The 18,757-nt window shown below is 52.5% G+C and carries 15 protein-coding genes and 1 pseudogene; 4 read left to right on the top strand and 12 right to left on the bottom strand.

All coding sequences use genetic code 11. The features are described from left to right. Nucleotides 1-32: 32 nt before the first annotated feature. From PCH01S_RS10830 to PCH01S_RS10870, 9 genes are all read right to left on the bottom strand, one after another. Entirely contained in the window at nt 33-1,277 is a 1,245-nt protein-coding gene (locus tag PCH01S_RS10830; protein ID WP_042229191.1) for an LL-diaminopimelate aminotransferase, read from the bottom strand. Nucleotides 1,278-1,347: 70 nt separating this feature from the next. Then, nucleotides 1,348-4,236, bottom strand: a complete 2,889-nt coding sequence (locus PCH01S_RS10835; RefSeq protein ID WP_042229194.1) for an AMP-binding protein — start codon at nt 4,234-4,236, stop codon at nt 1,348-1,350. Nucleotide 4,237: 1 nt separating this feature from the next. Continuing rightward, complete coding sequence (locus tag PCH01S_RS10840) at nt 4,238-4,957, bottom strand: class II aldolase/adducin family protein (protein ID WP_042229195.1); 720 nt, start codon at nt 4,955-4,957, stop codon at nt 4,238-4,240. A 41-nt stretch (nt 4,958-4,998) separates the two neighbouring features. Continuing rightward, nucleotides 4,999-5,256, bottom strand: a complete 258-nt coding sequence (locus PCH01S_RS10845; RefSeq protein ID WP_042229197.1) for an acyl carrier protein — start codon at nt 5,254-5,256, stop codon at nt 4,999-5,001. Between the two features lie 30 nt (nt 5,257-5,286). After that, on the bottom strand, nt 5,287-6,561 hold the full coding sequence (locus PCH01S_RS10850; protein WP_042229199.1) for a cation:proton antiporter: 1,275 nt from the start codon (nt 6,559-6,561) through the stop codon (nt 5,287-5,289). A 21-nt stretch (nt 6,562-6,582) separates the two neighbouring features. Next, nucleotides 6,583-8,277 (bottom strand): NAD(P)/FAD-dependent oxidoreductase, encoded by a 1,695-nt coding sequence (locus tag PCH01S_RS10855; protein ID WP_042229200.1) that lies wholly within the window; start codon nt 8,275-8,277, stop codon nt 6,583-6,585. Nucleotides 8,278-8,322: 45 nt separating this feature from the next. Then, nucleotides 8,323-8,574: an acyl carrier protein gene (locus PCH01S_RS10860; protein WP_009677159.1), complete on the bottom strand. Its 252-nt coding sequence runs from the start codon at nt 8,572-8,574 to the stop codon at nt 8,323-8,325. A 15-nt stretch (nt 8,575-8,589) separates the two neighbouring features. Continuing rightward, nucleotides 8,590-9,549: a hypothetical protein gene (locus tag PCH01S_RS10865; protein ID WP_042229202.1), complete on the bottom strand. Its 960-nt coding sequence runs from the start codon at nt 9,547-9,549 to the stop codon at nt 8,590-8,592. 259 nt (nt 9,550-9,808) lie between these two features. Then, complete coding sequence (locus tag PCH01S_RS10870; RefSeq protein WP_053228695.1) at nt 9,809-11,134, bottom strand: MFS transporter; 1,326 nt, start codon at nt 11,132-11,134, stop codon at nt 9,809-9,811. 142 nt (nt 11,135-11,276) lie between these two features. On the opposite strand from PCH01S_RS10870, the gene PCH01S_RS10875 reads away from it, so the two are divergent. Further along, nucleotides 11,277-12,740: an aminotransferase-like domain-containing protein gene (locus PCH01S_RS10875; protein ID WP_042229205.1), complete on the top strand. Its 1,464-nt coding sequence runs from the start codon at nt 11,277-11,279 to the stop codon at nt 12,738-12,740. Between the two features lie 100 nt (nt 12,741-12,840). After that, complete coding sequence (locus PCH01S_RS10880) at nt 12,841-13,878, top strand: metallophosphoesterase family protein (RefSeq protein WP_042229208.1); 1,038 nt, start codon at nt 12,841-12,843, stop codon at nt 13,876-13,878. Between the two features lie 217 nt (nt 13,879-14,095). Here the strand turns inward: PCH01S_RS10880 and PCH01S_RS10885 are convergent. The 3 genes and pseudogenes from PCH01S_RS10885 to PCH01S_RS10895 all read right to left on the bottom strand — a co-directional run. After that, nucleotides 14,096-14,374: pseudogene (locus tag PCH01S_RS10885) on the bottom strand (cell wall hydrolase); the annotation flags it as partial. A 40-nt stretch (nt 14,375-14,414) separates the two neighbouring features. Continuing rightward, complete coding sequence (locus PCH01S_RS10890) at nt 14,415-15,323, bottom strand: aldo/keto reductase (protein ID WP_042229210.1); 909 nt, start codon at nt 15,321-15,323, stop codon at nt 14,415-14,417. Nucleotides 15,324-15,442: 119 nt separating this feature from the next. After that, nucleotides 15,443-15,736, bottom strand: a complete 294-nt coding sequence (locus tag PCH01S_RS10895) for a Dabb family protein (protein WP_042229211.1) — start codon at nt 15,734-15,736, stop codon at nt 15,443-15,445. Nucleotides 15,737-15,934: 198 nt separating this feature from the next. Here PCH01S_RS10895 and yhbH point away from each other — a divergent pair, with 198 nt between their 5' ends. Then, nucleotides 15,935-17,095: a sporulation protein YhbH gene (yhbH, locus tag PCH01S_RS10905; protein ID WP_042229214.1), complete on the top strand. Its 1,161-nt coding sequence runs from the start codon at nt 15,935-15,937 to the stop codon at nt 17,093-17,095. Continuing rightward, nucleotides 17,092-18,522, top strand: coding sequence for a SpoVR family protein (locus PCH01S_RS10910; protein ID WP_042229216.1), 1,431 nt, complete (start codon nt 17,092-17,094; stop codon nt 18,520-18,522). The genes yhbH and PCH01S_RS10910 overlap by 4 nt, the downstream gene beginning before the upstream one ends. Nucleotides 18,523-18,757 lie beyond the last annotated feature (235 nt).

Raw genomic sequence — 18,757 nt, forward strand, 5'->3', positions numbered from 1 at the left:
TCTGTCCTGTTCATACTGCCTATGCGCCGGGATTACCAGATGTACCGGAGTCCGTGCAGCCTCGATTTCAACTCGTCGATCAATGCTCTTTCTTCCTCTTCGCCATCTGCTTCGAACGTGACGGAGAAACGCACATACGCGCCTGCGTCGTCCCATGGCACGGTGGAGATGAGCTTTTCGGTAATGAGATATTGGGAGAAGTCCTCCGCACTGTCGAAACGGGGGCCGTCTTCTATCCCCTTGGGAGCCTGCGCGTACAAATAGAAGGTCGCTTTGGGCTTCTGCACTTTAAAACCGACCGAGCCTAAAGCTTCGGCCAGAAGACCGTGCCGTCTGGAATATTTGGCGGCGGTAGCCTCCGTAATTTCCGGGTGATTCAAACAGTAGACGCCTGCCTTTTGAATCGCCAGAAACTGCCCGGAATCGTGATTGTCTTTCGCATAAGAAAAGGCCTTAAGAACAAGCTCGTTCCCGGCTACGAAACCGAGTCTCCAGCCTGTCATGTTAAACGCCTTCGACAAGGACTGGATGGCAACGCCCACGTCTTTGGCCCCCGGGACGGACAGGAACGACAGCGGAGGTTCTCCGTCGAACGTCAAGGCGGCGTAAGCTTCATCGGAGACGACGATAATTTCGTTTTCTTTGGCGAAGCGGACGACTTCTTCATAAAACGCCCGGGTAGCCACGGCACCGGTCGGATTGTTCGGGTAATTCAAATAGAGCAGCTTCGCTCTTTTCTTCACCTCGTCGGACAAGGCATTGAGATCGGGCAGATAGCCGTTCTCCTCCAGCAGCGGCATCTTGACCACTTCACCGCCAAGCCACTGGGTGTGGGTACCTATAACAGGATAGCCCGGCACGGTCATCAGCGTAATATCTCCCGGATTGATGAAAACGGCCGGAATCTGGGCCAGGGCAGGCTTAGAGCCGATACAGTGATTGATTTCGGTCGTTGGATCAAGCCCCTTTACACCGTAAATCCGCTCCATATAAGCGGCTGCCGCTTCCTTGAATTCGAACGACCCGTTGTCCGAGTAGAACCGGTTTTCCCGTTTGGCCGCTTCCGTGGAAAGAACGTTAACGACTTCCTTGTCGGCCATCCAGTCCGGCTCCCCTAATCCCATGTCGATAATAGGGATACCCGGTTTTTCCTTTAAAGCTTGAGCCTTCGCGCGTTTAATTTTCTCGAATTTATAAACCTCGTTTCCTTTGCCGAACTTATCCCCACCGATGCGGTCCGCAAAGGACTTTTGAATGTAATCTTGAAGAACGAGCATGATTATCCCTCATTTATGTGTTTTATGGAGCGCCGGCGGTGTGTCCCGCCGGCGTATGAGTTTGCTTTGCTTATGACAGTGAATCCGCTAATTCCTTGCGTTTGATTTTGCCGACTCCGCTGCGCGGAATGCTGTCTACCGTAACAAATTTTTGCGGAAGCTTGAACGGAGCCAGATACTGCTGGCAGTGTGCGATAAGATCGTCGATCGTCACACCCGGATCAAGTACGACAAAGGCTACCGGATACTCGGTCGTCTTCCGCTCATTCATGATGCCGACAACGGCGACATCCTGAACGCCCGACAGCTTCAGCAGGACATTCTCCACTTCAAGCGGGTCCATCTTCTTGCCGGCGACGTTGATCATGTCCGAGGAACGGCCGTTAATGTGCAAGTGATTGCTTTCGATAAACCCTCTGTCCGTCGTCTGATAATAGCCGTCCGGCGATATGACAAACGGGAAGGAGGCTTTGTAGTAGCCTTTGGCCATCGAGGAGGAACGGACCTGGATAATGCCCGATTCACCGTCCGCAACGGCAAAACCCTCTTCGTTCACGATCCGGATATCGACGCCGGGAACCGGCGTACCGAGTGAAGCTTCCTTACTGCCGTTATTGAACGTGCAGGGCCCTGCCTCGACGATTCCGTAATAATCGCAGATTTCCATACCCGTCTTGTCCAGGAACGACTGCTTCACGGCATAGTGCAGTGGAGCCGCAGAGGACAAGCACAAGCGTAGATTGTGTTCCGGTTTGCAATATTTCGAGTTGTTAAGCAGATCATAGACGACAGGGAAGGCGACCAGAATCGAGATGTTCTCCTTCATCACCGTCTCCCAGATCGATTTCGGTGTAATCTGCTTTGCGATAAACAGGCAGGCGCCCGACACGAATACGGCAAGCAGAGAAGTATTAAAGGCGAGTCCGTTATGGAACAGCGCGGTTACCTGCACGTTATCGGCGGAAGTGATCCCTGAAGCCTTCGCCCAGTTCACTCCGGCATTGATCACCGCATCGTGGGTAAACATCAGGCATTTGGGCCGGCCTGTCGTTCCCGAAGAGAAGCGGCACGTCGCCACATTCGCGAATTCGTCTTCATCGAACGAGTCGAAGTTTTCATCCCGCAGCTGAACCTGAATCCGGCCTTCCCCGTCAAGCGTAAGAAGGGAGCCGATATTGTAGTAGGAGCAGAGATTGTCCACCTCATCCTGGGTAAAAGTATGGTCGATCAGCATCGGAATATACCCTTCCAGAAGAAGTCCGTAGTAGGCGAACAAGTAGTTCGGGCAGTTCTTCATGGAAATCCCCACGGGATACTGCTTCGGAATCTGCTGCTTGATCCAGGCGCCCGTTTTCTCCACCTGGTTCCAGAACTGGTGGTACGTATAGCTTTCATCCGCGTAGCGGATCGCTTCTTTCGGTCCGTATTTCAGCACCGCTTCGTACAGCTTGTCGATGATGCGCCCGTTTTGAGCCGGCGAGTCACCCTTTACCTCTTCACTGTCTTTCGGTTTGTTGAGATAGTAGCGGTCCATTTTAACCTTGAAGGCGGAGTTAACGTCGTCTTTGCCCAATGTGCCGGAGTATAGCAGGTCCATGTTTTCGCCGAGGTTAAACAGTTCCTTCGCTTCTTCGTCGTAATAGCCGCCGATCGCCGAGTAACCCAGCTTCAATTCTCCCGATTTGAGATAAATCATTTGAGCCAGAATTCCCATGTCCACCAGTCTTTGCTGATAAGTGTAAAAGTTTTTATCGTTCACTTGAGACTTATCGATCGCAAAGAAGAACAAGACCGAAGAATCATGGACGAACTCCTGATCGAAGCAAAGCTGTGTGGAGCGGGCTCTGAAATCGCCGGCTTTGATCATTTTCAGCTCGCTGCCGTTGAATTCATAGGTGCCCGGAATCATTCCCTCCACGGCATGGACAACGCAGAATATGCGGATTGGCATACCGAGACTGTTTACAAATTCCAGCAGACGGATGAAATCGTGACGGGGAATTTCAACCGGCAGATAGGAGGAGCTGGAGCGGCGTTCGATGATCAGACGCAGCATCTCATTGTAATCGTTCCACTCCGCCGGGATATGATGGCGCACTGTCCAGTCTTCGGATGGCTGCTGGTGCTGAAGTGACTGGCGCACCTTTTCCTGGTACAGCCGGATCGGTTCCCAGTCGAATTCGGACAAACCGCTGTCGAACGTAGTGATGCAGCGGCTTTGATAGTTTCCGCGATAGGCCTGCTGCACGGCCAGAGGTTTGGTTTCGTGCTGCTTGACGGCGATAATGCCGACCGGTTCCTCGTGGCTGTCCAGATGAAGCAGCGTTTTGATATGCTGATCTTTGCATGCGGTATACGTGGTAAAATTTACGCCGAGCGAATGGAAGATCGTCTGGAAATTTGCCAGGACATGGCCCGCATCGATAAAACTGAAACGGTAACCGCGATGGGAGTATTTCCAGCAGCTGCGCCAAGGAACGGCCGAAACCATGATGTAATAATCCGCGTCCTGATCCTGTGGAAGAATCGCCTCATCCAGCAGGAAAAGAGAATCCGCGCAGGCGATTTTATGAAGAGAAGTATTGAGAGGCGAGTAATAATAAATGCCCGGCTCCACTCCGTCCAGCGAACGGACAATCACATACACATCGACCGGATAGCAACCTCCGGCAGACGGGAACGACCACAGCATTTCGGACTGGTAGCCGTAAAATTTAACCGACGTGACACTGAAAGAGCTGAGCAGCACCTGCTCCAGAATGCTTAGTCCTGTCTTGGGCAGCATGTCTTCATTGGTTTTGTTGAAAACGGATGTTTTCAGGCGGGTATAAGGACCTTCGAAGTTTTTATGTCTTTCCGGACGGGGAGATTTGGAAAATTTGCTTCCGACGTATTCCCGGCCTTTTAAATTGTAGAAAATGGACAGTACATCCTCTTGAGTTAACAGTTGATTGGTCATGTTACACTCCTACCAAATGATTTTTGGAATCGGGATTAAAATGCCGGTCTGCCTTCCTGCACCAGTAGGCCCAGTATTCCCGGATCGCTGTCGCGCCGAAGATGATTTTGCTTTTCATTTTGATCTCATGGCCTTCTGTCCACGTATAAGGAACACCTGTCGATTCGGCGATAAGCTGAAGTTTGCAGGCATTCTCCAGAACGGCCGCCCAGCAGACGGTTTCCGGAATCGTTTTGCCGGCTGCGACAAGCCCGTGGTTTTTGAGCAGCAGCGTGTTGCTTTTACCGAGGGACTCGGCTACTTGTGCCGCAATATTCGGATTCGTTACCGTATTTGTAGTCAGCGTAAACCGCTGTGTATTCATAATCGGCGTAGCATCGTGCGTGACCGGACGAAGGTCCAAATCCGTGGCACTGAAAATCATGGAATACGGGGGATGCGAATGGATAATGCAGTTCACGTCCGCCCTTGCTTTGTAGGTTTCTGTGTGAAGCGGCCATTCCGAGGGGATATGCCCCTCTCCCTTCAGACGGTTACCTTCGGAATCGATAAGGATAAAATCATCCGGCGTCGTTTCTTCCCAGCCCAGGAACCCTTTCCGGATCCAGATATTTCCCGATTCAGGATCACGGTAGGAAATTTGCCCGTTGTTAATGTCGTTATGTCCCTCCAGGTATAAAATTTGAGAGGCATAAACCATCTCTTCAATAAACTGGCTCACTGATTTTAGTCCCCTTCCGGTTGAAGAATGATTAAAGAGCGTTATACAGAAACTTTCTGAACTTCCTCCTCGATGAATTCCGCCAGACGGGAAATGGAATTGAGCACTTCCGGACTGATTTCTTCCACTTCGGTTTCGATATCGTAAGCTTCTTCCAGCAGAACGACGATTTTGATCTTCGCCAGGGAATCCAGTCCCAACCTTCCGATGTCGTCGCCCACTCTTTCCAGATCCTCCGGCGTCACATTGCCGTCCGAGGCTTCCATAATAAATTGTTTGATTTTGTCTTGAATATTCATTGTGTTCCCACCTTCTTCAGATTGATGTTCCTATGCCCCGTCCTCTGTACGGTACTGGACTTTAGGAGGGAATACCGGTGCAGCCGAACGAGGCTTGGTTCCCATCGAGAATGAATAGATCGGCATGGCCAGGGCAGTGGTCACAAGCGCCATCAGCACGAGCATCGCGTACAGCTTGGGCGTGATGATTCCGTAAGTCATCCCTATGTTGATGACGACCAGCTCCATCAGACCTCTGGCATTCATTAAGCCGCCGACTGCGGATGCCTCCCTCCAGCTGAATCCGATCTTTCTCATATAAAGCGTGCATCCGCCGTATTTGCCGACGATGGAGCAAAACAGCAGGATAAGGAACGGAACCAGCATATCGGCGCTGAAGAGATCCAGCAGATTCGTCTTCATGCCCGAATAGGCGAAATAAAGCGGGAGGAAAAAGACGACGGTAATGTCCCTGATTTTGATGTTCATTTCACTGAGGAACACTTCGCTGCGCGGCATGGCCAGTCCCAGAATAAAGCAGCCGAAGACGGCATAAATGCCGATGTATTCCGTGACGAAACTCGCGCCCATAGTCATTAAAAGCACTAGGGCCAGACCTCCGTGCGATAAGAAACCGGCCTTTTGAACCTTTGCGCCAAAGCGCTCCATAAGCGGTTTGACGACAAACAGCACAATCAGAACGAACAACACGGTATACAACAGAGTCGACATTCCCGAAAACATGTTTTTCGCCTGCACCATTACGATGACGACAGCCAAGATGCACCACGAGACGACGTCGTCTATACTTCCCGCCAGCAGTGTAAGCGAGGCGAAACGTGACTGAAGCAGCCCCTGCTCCTCCAGGATTCTCGCCAGCATGGGTATCGAGGTAATGGATAAGGCGACGCCCATGTACAGGAAAAATTCGAGCTGGGTAATCTGCTGCTGCGCAAGGGACGCATACAGGAAGAGGGAGATTCCCCCTCCAAGCAGGAAGGGAGGAATGATTCCCGATGAAGCGAGCATACCGGCCTGCCGGAACGATTTCCGGTCGATGCCTTTCATCTCCATCCCTACGAGCAGCATGTACAGGCACAAGCCGAAATTGCTTAAAATATAGATCACATTGCCGACATCCGCATTGAATACCGTTTTACTGATCTCGGGAAAGAAATACATGAAGCAGGTGGGTCCCAGAAGAATCCCCGCCACCATCTCCCCGATTACAGAAGGAAACCTCAGCAGAAGCGCCACTCTTCCCATAATCCGCGCGGATGTAAGAATGAGAATCAGAGCGATCATTACATTGAGAAGAAGATGCATGATTTACAGCCCCCCGACAAGTTATACCGTCGCAACGGGAACCTCATTGGAAGCGGGCTCCTTCGTTCCCTTCAGGAAAGATTCGTCGATATCGAAATACAGCTTACGGATCGTTTCCGGCGCCTGCTGCGCGCCCCACATGACGACTTCATAGAGGGAAAGCATGTCCATTTTGGAAATAAAGCGTCTGTCCGGGTTCAAAAACTCGTACTGGTCCGGAATGAAGCTCTGCACTTCTTCGTAATAGCCGTAAATCCGCTTGGTCGCTTCCTCCGTGGAAAGACCGTGATCACGGACCGCTTCCACCGTCGAGGCTATCTTTTCGAACAGAGGCTGGAACTCCGCAAAATCCACGCACAAGGAGCCGATGTAAGGAGCTTTCTCGATATCAAGCAAAATTTGCATATCTCTTTCTTTGTAGAATTTCGAAAGAACTTGAGTCAGACGAAGAGAGGTGAAAGCTTGTCCGAGCGCCCAAACGCGGTACCAGGCATTCCAGAGGTTAAAATCACGGAAAGCGGTGTACGAGCAGGAAACGAGGCGATCGTTCGTGTCGTAGGATTGCTGAATGATACGGGAAACCGGTTCGAAGCGCTCTTCGTTGAAGTCGTCTTCCCTTACGGCGTCGATTAACCGCTGGGCGAGCGAATTGATCGTCTCTGTCGTGATGGCAAGTCCTCTGGAGAACAGCGGGTCGATAAACGCGGAAGCGTGTGCCAGCAGACAGAAGCGCTTGCCGATAACCTTGCTTGCGGAATATTGAAGTCGGCCTCCGCTGGAAATCCACTCTCTAACCGGTTTGGCGTTTTCGAATTGTTTTTTGACATCGGGATAGGCTTCGAGGAAGTCGGCAAATTCTTCCTCCGGCTTTTTGGTCGGAACGTTGTCCGGATTGCGGTTCAGGTCGTATTGAAGACCTACGCTGCAAAGAATACTCGTCGATTTCGCGTTGTTGTCGAACGGGATGACCCACAGCCAGCCGCCGTCAAAAATATGATGCAGCGTACCGTTATGAATCCGGTTGGGGAGCTTGTGCTCGTCCTTATTTGTAATTTCGTCGAACGGTTTCACGCCTACCATGTGGGTGAAAATGGAACGGGATTTCGTTTTCATCCGCGACGGCTCTTCGCGCAGACCGAGACGCTTCGCCAATACGGAGTTGAAACCGCTGGCGTCCACGATATACTTGGCGCTGAACTCTTCGTTCGCCGTCGTTTTGATGTTTACGCCATCCTCGTGAATGTCGATATCGGAGATCATCGTCTTCTGCTTCACTTTGGCGCCATATTTAATGGCAACCGCCATCATGTAGGCATCGGTGTCCTGTCTGAACAAGTGAGCCTCGGGCCCGTAAGGGATATTAGGCACCGGCAGTTGCGTGCTTTCCTTCGGATTCTGGGCCTCTCCCTCGCGGTGATAGAAGAATGAGAAATTGCGTTTTGTCCCGGAATTCGATGTGATATGATTTTGAACGAACGGCAGTGTGCTGCAGTGCATGATTTCAGGCACATCGTAACGCTCGGCCATAATCCGCATCATAAAAGATGTCGCGGGAATCATCGATTCCCCGATAACGAAACGCGGATGAGTCGCCGCATCGATGACGAGCACGCTGAGCTGCTGTCTGGCCAAAATGGCGGACAGGATCGTTCCCGCGATTCCCGCCCCGATTACGATAACATCGTAGTGTGCTGCCGTTCCTGTTGTTTTTTCCATTAAAATAATGCCCCTTCCCTGTTTAAGGTTGTCCTCTTTGTGGGTTTAAGCGTTCGCCTTCTCGGCCACATTCGCGGATACGAAGTCCACCATGTTCTGAATCGTTTTGATGTTGTAAAACTCCACGCTTTCCTCGTCGATTTCGAGATCGTAAAACTTAATGATCTCCAGCATCGATTTAATCAGGGTTAACGAGTTCAACCCCATTGTGGTCATATCGTCATTGCTTCCGATCTGGTCGACGGCAATGTCCGCCTGTGTAAGAATTTCTCTGATTTTGTGCTCAATTGGATTCATAAAAGTTGACTCCTCCTATATTTTTTGTGCCAGCAGCTCTTCTTTTAGGGTCTGGATCATTTTAGGCTCGATTTCGTAGAGTTTGCCGCATGCTTCCGTAATTTTGGGAACACTTATTTTCCCCAGGATTTTGTAGTTGGTGATCAGTTTGCGGATTCTGTCGGTCAGTTGAATGCTTTCATTTAAAGATTCGCGGATGGAGGTTTCAATGTTCATGACATCGAGGAATCGGCTGAACAGGAGTCGGGAGCTGTAAAGGAAGAAAAATGCATTCTGGTACGCCTCCAGTTCTTCTTCTACCTTGGAGATGTCTGCACTGTTGGCTTCCAGAAAGTCGATAGTCTGCTGGTAAATTTTAAAATCGTCTCGGCATTCACGGACCCAGAGCTCGAATTTCGCTTTGATTTGATCCAGTTCGGGATTGGCCGCCCGTTCGCGGTCGATGTCGAAAATCATGATTTCTTTGACAAATTGTTCTGTGGGGTTATCGTCATAGGCTTTTTCAACCGTTTCATGGGGGTAGTAGTCGAAGAAATCCGGCTGGGAGTGGTCTTGAATAAACCATTTCTTTCCGCCCTCGTGGCTGAGCTGGGAAATCATCATGCAGTGGGGTTCATGCTTTTGGAGATAAGTAAAGGTGCGGTGTTTGAAATAGTACCCGTCGATGAAGAAAAACACGATTTTCCCCTCATCCAGCGCTTCGATAATTTTCGGCTCCGCTTCTTGGAACGTTTCGATTCTCTCCTGGCGTAATGTCAGGCCGAAATGATGAATATCGTCAATAACGCGTTTTTTATCGTGGAAAAGCCAGCGGTTGTCCCTTTTTGCGATAAAATGCTCATAGACGTGACTGGTATCTTCCAAAGCACCGTAAAACATATATTCAACCGGGATGCCTTCTGCTTTCCAATAGCTGACGTAATGACTTTCCACACAGTTAAAAAAATCTTCATCGTATCTTGGTATTATTTTCATATTTTAATATCAACTCCTTAGTTTTCTATTAATATCCAATTTGTGCTTAAAAAAAAGGGCTGCCTATGCCGACACCTCACTTTCTTCATCTTCTCTGTGTTGTCTCATAGACTATATATCTCCAGTGCACACCGTGAAAAACACCGACGGCACAGAAATATCGAAGCACCTCAAAAGGTTAGGAAAACGTCAAGCCGGACTTAGACTGCCGGTCAAGCAGAAGCGGGAGCAGTCTCCCGCCTCTCTTGAAAGTTTCATATCAGGCGCCGACTTCACCGGTAAGAACAGGAGCTTTCTTGGTCCCGATTCCTTTGCGGTAAAGAACAAAGTATCCCGCGGAAGCGATTAAGCTGAAAACGACGTTGACCGCGATCAGGAACTGATAGTCATTCGCAAGGTCGAAATTGAGGCCGCCGGCAATTGCCGCAACGACTCCGCCCAACTGATGAATGAGCAGGAGAATACCCGTCTGCAGGCCGATTTGTTTCTTCCCTTCATTCAGTGCTTCTCCGGCAACGAGAATACCGCCAGGCACGGCGCCCAGGTATGTCGCTCCGAAAATCAGCGAGAAGAGAATAGGGGAATAATCGAAGTGGAAGAACAGGACCGCGAAACCGGCGATCCGGAAGAAATATAAGTAAGCAAGTGCTTTGACACGCGGCATGTAATCCAGAAGAAAGGAGAACGTGACTCCTCCCACCAGTTCCAGAAGTCCGAGCAGACTAAGGGACGAGGACATCATCCCATCCGACACGTGGGCCAACTGGTGAATGGCCATCAGGTTCATTTCGACGGTGCCCATGCTGATTCCGCAGGTAAGGAGCGCGAACATAATGACCAGCATAACCGGGCGGGTCAGGTAAACCAGGAAAGCCTTGAAGCCTTCCGACATTTTCTTCAGAGAAAAGACAGGTTCTGCGGGAGCCGGCGGCTGTTCTTCACCGGGTTCCTTATTTGTAGGTGACGATGAGTCCTGCACGGATGCTGCCGGCGCCTCTTCTTCGGGCGCCTCTTTGTTGGAACGGACAATCAATAAAATCAAGGGAATAAACGCGAGCGAGATAATAAACAGCACGGTGTATACCGTTGTCCAGTTCAGCCAGCCCTTGTTGCTGACAAGGACGGGAGTAAGCACCGCCAATCCGAGCGAACCCGCGCTACCAATGATCATTAACGCTTTGGCGCGGTGATGTTTGAACCAGTTCGCGACCAGCACATAGCTGGCCGAGGCCCCTATGCCCGCAATGCCTGTAATCAATCCGAAACCGAGGAAGTAACCGATGGGATTCCGGAAAAGCAGGACGATAGCCAGCGAAAGAAGGTTGGCGATCGCCGAATAAATCATGACTTTCTTGTAGCCGATTTTGTCGATCAGCCAGCCGCCGAGCGGAGCGCTGATTGCGCCGATAAAAATGGCCGTTGACCAGGTGGCGCCCAGAAAGCTTCGTCCTACGCCCAGCGTTTCCGAAATGTCCTTCTGATAATAAGCCATGACGAACCTGCCCAAAGATCCGACAAAACCGAAGACCCATAAGAATGCCAGCAGAAACCAGGCATATTTTTTCTCTTTGAACAGCAAACGCATCTAACTCCTTTCACCCTCGTCATGTAGTAGCGAGTAAGTTCAGTATATCGCCTAAATTATGTAGACACACCAGCCAATCCCAGTTTTTTTCCCCATCCAATCCCCTCTTGCGGTATAATAAACGAAACAAGGAGGGTTAGCCATGAATATGCGCTGGAAACCGCGGCCCTATGATCATACCCCTATATTTCGTCAAATTTGTACGTATTTCAAGGAACAGATCCTAAAAGGAGAGCTCTCGCCAGGCACCCGACTTCCGACCGAAAGAGAGCTTGCGCTCCAATTGTCCGTCAACCGGAGCACCGTATCGGCCGCATACGAAGAACTCCGGGCTACCGGACTTGTTTATTCGGTACAGGGCAGCGGAACCCGGGTCAGCGAAAGCCTCTGGGAAACGACCGTCCAGACCGCGCCGAATTGGGATCATTATCTGGGACGGCGTTTCTTCAATCCCAACGCGGCGATAACCGACAAGATCAGCGAAGCCGCATCCATACCCGGTATCGTAAACATGATCAAAGGGGAGCTGTCCCCGGATCTGATGCCGCTCGGTCTGCTCGGCGAGCTCGCTGCCCAAATCGACTACACGCAGGCCTACAGCTACTTTTCGGATAACCGGGGTGAACCGGCCTTGCGCGCCACCCTGTCCGATTTTATGAAAACCCGGTCCGGCATCTCCGCTTCTCCCGAGAGCATCCTGGTCACATCAGGAGTGAAACATTCGCTTCAGCTCATTTCCAACACTCTTCTCCAGCCCGGAGACGCCGTCGCTCTCGAAGGACCTTCCTACATCTATGCGATGCAAGTATTCTCATCATCCGGTATCCGCATGTTCCCGCTTCCCGTAGACGAACACGGCCTGATCCCGGACGAACTGCCTCGTCTGGTTCACAAGCACAACATCCGCATGGTTTTTACAAATCCCACCTATCAGAATCCGACAGGCACAACACTCAGTCCGGCCCGCCGCGCCAAACTCATCGATTTGTGCGAACAGCTTCGGCTCCCGCTCGTGGAAGACGATCCGTACGGCCAGCTTCATCTGTCCGGCTCGCCGCCCGTTCCGCCTTTAAAAGCTTCTCCCGAAGGGGATAAGATCGTCATCTACCTCGGAACGTTGTCCAAAATATCAACACCCGGCATGCGTACCGGCTGGATTGTGGCTCCCCCTCCGGTGATCGCCAAACTCGCCGAGACCAAAAACCGGATGGGTTACAGCTCCAGCCATTCGGGAGAACGGCTCGCGCAGCTCTACATGACCTCCCCTTCGTCCGTTCAATCCCTCATCTCCATCCGCGAAGCTTTGACGGCAAGAAGAAACGCCATGCTCAGCGCACTGCAAAGCGAACTTTATCCGTACGCATCCGTTTTCGGCGGAAACCATAACGCACCGGGGGGATATTACGTCTGGCTCAAGCTCAATCTGCCTTTGGAAGACAAACAATTGGTCGATTTAGCTATAAAGGAAGGCGTCATGTTGTGGCCCGGAAGCATTTACGGCATGAAAAAAGGATTTTTTAGACTCACGTACGCCTCGATCCGGGAACACGAAATCGTCGAAGGAGTCCGCAGAATACGGCGTGCTTTCGAAAAAGCGGTTCTGTAGCCCGATTTTCCCCGCCCCGGGTGTAACCGATTTGCCCGTAATCCGTATGATCAGGGAGACAACGTGCTCCGGCACAACTATCTCCGAACGGAAGTGAGACATGAACAGACGGCAATTTCTCCGTTCCCTTGCGGGGGCTATTGCGGCGGCCTCTCTCGGTGCCGCCGCTTTCTACACTTTTTTTACACGCGGCGCTTCCAAGGAGCTGGGCTCGGGGCTGAACGCCGCTTCCCCAGGACCATCCGGGACGCCGACTCCGGTGCCTGCCGGCCCGGGAAAGCTGCTCGCGTCCTTCTGGCTGCTGAGCGACCTGCACGTCACCCCTTACGATTCCGGGACCTCCGACAAGCTGAAGAAAGCGCTGGCCGATCTCGTAAAGCCGGAGCATCCCGGGGATGCGCTAATTTTGGGAGGAGATCTGACCGAGTACGGCTCGGATAACGATTACAAGCAGCTCAAAAACGTGCTCAGCGGCTTCAAGCTGCCTCCTTTATATGCCAACATGGGCAATCACGACTATTACGACATATGGATCGACGGCAAAGGAAGCTTCGCCACAGAGACGCAGCCCAACGGTAAAACGGATGCGCAATCGAGGCAGCGGTTTCAGGCTTTTATGAAAACCGAGCGCCCTTACGGCAAGTTTGAAGCCGGCAGAATTCCGGTTTTCCTACTGTCCCAAGAAGCCTACGTGCAGGAAAAACCTGAGGTTGGCGAAGGTGCGTGGTACTCGGATACCCAACTGGACTGGCTGAAAGCCGAGCTGGCGAAACTGGAGAATCATCTCCCTGTTCTCGTCATGATTCACCAGCCTCTTCCGCAGGAAGGCTCCGACGGCGGCACTCACCGGGTGATCCGGGCCAACGAGCTGCGCGCTATTCTTGCCCCTTATCCCAATGTATTCGTATTCTCGGGCCACACGCACCGCGATTTTACGGCCAACCATTATACCCGCCACGCCACCTTTCACTGGTTCAGCAACTCTACCGTAGGGCGCAGCCGCTCCAAAGTGTTGTCTCAGGGAATGTACATCCAGGTTTACGAGCATGAGGTTCGCGTACGCGGCCGGGAGTTCAGCAATGCAAGCTGGATCGGCGCGGCGGACTGGACCGTTCCGCTCAAAAAAGCGGCGGACTGAACCCGTACCGCCGGACATGCCCCGCCGCAGACGCAGACAGGCCGGACACCGGCATAAACCCCGGTGTCCGGCTGTTACTCGGCGTTATTGAGCTCCCCCTCGCACTTGATTTCCGGCCAAACAAAAAGCCGCCCAGGAATGACATTCCCGTTCGGCTGCCGGTGGGTCCCTCTGTGCACCAGGGGGATTTTTTTATGCAGGGAAATCAAAATGTGTTTTACCCGTTTTCGCACTCTTTCGCCGTCGGCTCGTAGAAGCAGTGCAGCTTGTAACGGCCGACTAAAGGCTGATTGTACCGGGTCAGCGGACAGTCGCCCGGCCACGAGCGTTCACCGTTGATGGGCCGGCACGCCAGCGGCTTATCCGCTACCGGGCTTTCCGGTAGTGGGATAAGCCGCTGGACGGCCTCGAATGCGTGAGGCTGGTAAATCATTTGCGGAATAGTCCGCAGTCCTTTGAAATCCGAGCGATTCGCCCAGGCCCGGTTGATTCCCAGGCCCAAATGAGCGAATAAAATTTATTCGGCGGCGCTGTTTCTAACGGTGCTGCGCGTAGCGGGAAGCCTTGGAGATCCGGCGAATCTCCTCCAGTTCTTCCGCGGACAACGGGTCCGCCGCTGCCGCCTCCGCGTTGTGCGCGAGCTGCTCCACGGAGCTGGCCCCCGGGATGACGGCGGCTACCGCCGGATGGGACAGAGCGTAACGGATGGCCATATGGCCGGGGTCTCTGCCCGGACCGGCCGCCTCAAGCAGCTGCCCTCGTACCTGCGGCAGTTCTTCCGGGCTGTAATCGAGATAGCCCTGAGCGGCTTTCTCTTCTCCGCTTGCGGTAAGAATGCCCCGGGCTACCGGCCCGCGGGCAATCAGGCTGATGCCCTTGTCCTCCAGTAGGGGCAGTACCTCTTCTTCCGGCCGCCGGTCCAAGACGCTGTATTGGCTCATCACGCTGACGATGCCGGAGCGCTTCACATATTCGCGGATAACGTTCGGCCGGATCGAAGAGATCCCGTAATGGCGGATGAGCCCTTCCTCCTTGAGTTCCTCGAAAGCCTCGATCGTTTCGTCGATGGGGTCCTCCAGCGTCCCGCCGTGAAGCTGGTACACATCGATATAATCGGTCTGGAGCCTCTTAAGGCTGTCTTTCACTGCCGATTTGATATACGCTTTGGACGGGTCCCACGTCCATCCCTCCCGGCCCGGTACTCTGCGGTTGCCCACTTTCGTCGCCAGCACCACCTCGGATCTGCGTCCTCGGATCGCTTTGCCTACCAGCTCCTCATTGCGGCCTTCGTCGTACAGATCGGCCGTATCGAGGAACGTTACGCCCAGATCCAGAGCCCGGCAGACGAGTTCGACCGCCTTTTTTTCCTCCGTCCCTAGAGACATGCAGCCAAGCCCGACTTCACTTATAAACAGATCGGATTGTCCCAGTCGATTCTTTTTCATAAACGGATTCTTCCTTCCTCTGTTCGTATTCAGAACGCCTTCTATCCTATAAAAGGAAGCCGGTACCCATCCGGCACACGGCTTCGTATGTACGTTTATATCTTCGGGTCGCTCCCCAATCAGATACGGATGTCAACCACAATGCTGTCCACACGGCCGACTTCGCGGATATAAGCGGCAACCGCCTGATGCTCCGGATGAGGTCCGTAAGCTTCCAGCGCTTCCTGGTTCTCGAAACGGACGGACAGAACCAGCTGATACCCCTGGCTGTTGGGGGAGAAATTCAGCCCCGCCTGCAGGTCAATGACGCCGGACAGGTGGTTCTTCAACGCTTTAAATCGGGCGATAACGTCCTGAAGCTGCTCCTCCGTCGTGGATTCGCCGAATTTTACAAGCACGATATGATCGATCAATGGATTCCCTCTTTTCCAATCGTAATGCTTTCAGTATACCATATCGTTTTTTGAATGCTAACCCGGCACGGCTGCGGGCATGTTCCCGTTTCCTCACATTTTATCTCGCTCCCGATCACATATCGTCCCTTCCCGTGAATATACTTACTTAACAACAGGCCAAACTGTGCCCCATATTCCACAAGGAAGGTGCCCATCATGACAGACTCTTCGTTTATCGTCTCCCGAGAGGACTGGTCACTTCACCGCAAAGGCTTCCAGGACCAGACGAGACACCAGGAAAAAGTCCGCGATGCGATCAAACAGAATCTGCCCGACATCGTGTCCGATGAGAGCATCATTCTGTCCAACGGCAAGCAGGTTGTCAAAGTCCCGATCCGCTCACTCGACGAGTACCGGTTCCGATATAACTACCAGAAAAGCAAGCATGTCGGACAGGGCGACGGCGACAGTCAAGTCGGTGACGTTCTCGGCGTAGATCCCCAGCCTTCCTCCAAAGGAGGCAAAGGCGAAGGAGCCGGCGATAAGGCCGGCGAGGATTATTACGAGGCCGAGGTTTCGTTCGAGGAGCTGCAGGCTCTCCTTTTCGAAGAGCTGGAACTGCCGTTCCTGCAGCGCAAAGATAAGAAAAATTTCTCGGTGAAGGAAGTGCTTTTCAACGATATCCGCAAGAAAGGCATTATGTCCAACATCGACAAGAAGAAGACGATACTCGAAAATTTACGGCGCAACGCCACGCAGGGCGATCCCGGCATCCATGGCATTTCGCCGGACGATCTGCGTTTCAAAACGTGGAACGAAGTGGAAAAGCCTCATTCCAACGCCCTCATCATCGCCATGATGGATACGTCGGGGTCCATGGGATCGTTCGAAAAGTTTATCGCCCGCAGCTTCTTCTTCTGGATGACGCGTTTCTTAAGGACGAAGTATGAGCATGTCGAAATCGTGTTCATCGCCCATCATACGGAAGCGAGAGAAGTGACGGAGGAGGAGTTTTTTACAAAAGGCGAAAGCGGCGGTACGATCTGTTCTTCCGCATACCAGGCCGCGCTGGACATCATCGACTCCCGGTATCCGCCGGAGCAGTATAACATTTATCCGTTCCATTTCTCGGACGGCGACAATCTCACCTCGGACAACGAACGCTGTGTGAAGCTGATCGGACAGCTAATGGAGCGTTCCAACATGTTCGGCTACGGCGAAGTCAACCAGTATAACCGCAGCTCCACGCTCATGTCCGCTTACCGCAATATTCATCATCCGAAATTTATGCACTACATCATCCGGGAAAAATCCGAAGTGCACAAGGCGCTCCGATCCTTCTTCACACCCCGTACCGAGGGAGGCGAACTTATTTGACACCGGACGAAATACGCCAGCTTGAACATGCGATTGCGGAAATTACGGAAGTGGCCGAAGGCTTCGGCCTCGACTTCTATCCGATGCGCTATGAAATATGCCCCGCCGATATCATTTATACGTTCGGGGCTTACGGAATGCCGACCCGCTTTTCGCATTGGAGCTTCGGCAAAACCTTCCACAAGATGAAGACCCAATACGATTTCGGGCTTAGCAAAATTTACGAACTGGTCATCAATTCCGATCCCTGCTACGCGTTCCTGCTCGACGGCAACTCGCTGATCCAGAACAAGCTGATCGTGGCGCACGTTCTCGCTCACTGCGATTTTTTCAAAAACAACGCGCGTTTCTCCCGCACCAACCGCAATATGGTGGAAAGCATGTCGGCTACCGCCGAGCGCGTGCGTCAATACGAGATCGAGTACGGAGCCCGGCGGGTCGAGGAATTTCTGGACTGCGTGCTGGCCGTGCAGGAGCACGTCGATCCGAGCCTGACGACGCCGGGACGCATGAAACCGGAAGAACAGGACGGCAAGGACAACGACAAGCTCGGCAGGAACGGCAGACCGAAAACCGGCTACGAGGACCTGTGGGATTTGGAGCGGCAGGACTCGGAACCGGAGGAGGAAGAAAGCCGGACGGTCCGTTTTCCGCCGAAACCGGAGAAGGACATTCTCCTGTTCATTGAAGAGAACGCTCCCCACCTGGAGGACTGGCAGCGCGATATTATGACCATGATGCGCGATGAAATGCTCTACTTCTGGCCGCAGATGGAGACCAAAATCATGAACGAAGGCTGGGCTTCGTACTGGCATCAGCGCATTCTGCGCGAGCTTGACCTGACCGAGGAGGAGACGATCGAGTACTCCAAGCTGAATTCGGGCGTAGTCCAGCCGTCCAGGCATTCGCTTAACCCCTACTACCTCGGGCTCAAAATCTTCGAGGATATCGAGAAGCGCTGGGACAATCCGAATGAGGAAGAACGGGAAAAGTACGGGCGGCGGGACGGCGGAGGCCGAAACAAACTTTTCGAAGTCCGGGAATTCGATTCGGACACCTCTTTTATCCGCAATTACATGACCAAAGAGCTGGTCGAAGACCTGGATCTGTATGTGTTCGAGAAAAAGGGGCCGGAATGGAAAATCACCGACAAGACCTGGAAAAACATCAGGGACCAACTGGTATATTCCCGGGTTAACGGCGGCTTTCCTTATCTGGAAGTGTACGACGGGGATTACCAGCGCAACGGAGAGCTGTATCTGCGGCACTCGTACGAAGGCGTCGAGCTCGACCTGAAATACGTGGAAAAAACGTTGCCGTACTTGTACCGGCTGTGGGGCAAACCCGTCTACCTGCAAAGCGTGGTGGAAGATAAAGCGGTGCTGTTTTCATACGACGGAAAGAAAAGCCACCGAAAGTTTATGTAAAAGAGATTGGACAGCGAGGGAACAAGTCGTTTGTCCACTAAAAAATAGCCTGTTTGACCATCAGCATCTTAGCTGCGGTTAGGCAGGCTTTTTTTGCTGCGGTTCGCATCTGGCGTGCGCAGCGGTATTCACGTACCCGCCTGGGTCTTCACCATCAGTATATTGCGATGAGCCCAACTAGGCTTGCGAGCCAGTAGATTTCAAGCTGCCAATCGGCCCGACTCCGAGCCAGACA

The sequence above is a fragment of the Paenibacillus chitinolyticus NBRC 15660 genome, from assembly GCF_000739915.1.
GTDB lineage: Bacteria > Bacillota > Bacilli > Paenibacillales > NBRC-103111 > Paenibacillus_F > Paenibacillus_F chitinolyticus.